Origin of the sequence: Chitinophaga sp. GbtcB8 (assembly GCF_019091455.1) — a bacterium.
Lineage (GTDB): Bacteria > Bacteroidota > Bacteroidia > Chitinophagales > Chitinophagaceae > Chitinophaga.
The window spans coordinates 1-326 of the sequence record NZ_JAGXJN010000112.1; the positions used below are offsets into that span (position 1 = coordinate 1).

The following is a 326-nucleotide window of genomic DNA, read 5'->3' on the forward strand; positions in this document are numbered from 1 at the left end:
CGGCGCGATTCCCAGAGGACCTTGCGGCCCAGCGCCCTTTCAAAGTTTTTGATGGTGGGCATGGCTACTGCATATACCATTTGCTGGTGGAACTGCGGATCGCCTTCGCTGGGATCCAGGCCGTCCTGCGCCAGTATGTAATCATCATCCAGGTCTACGGCCCGGTAGAACTTACCTACGGTGGGGTCAGAGACTATCACTTCCACGTAATCGCACACAGGACCGAGTTCCAGGGTTTCCCATGCCACTTAGTATACGATATTTTTAGTGGCTGCGGTATCTAATTTTAATGATAAGCTGGAATCAAAAGCATGACCGCTTAGTTT

At 51.2% G+C, this 326-nt stretch carries 1 protein-coding gene; it reads right to left on the bottom strand.

Annotated features, from left to right (window positions below):
* A partial coding sequence (locus tag KVT36_RS31605) for a hypothetical protein (protein WP_217607412.1) occupies window positions 1–248 on the bottom strand: 248 nt, incomplete at its 3' end.
* Window positions 249–326 lie beyond the last annotated feature (78 nt).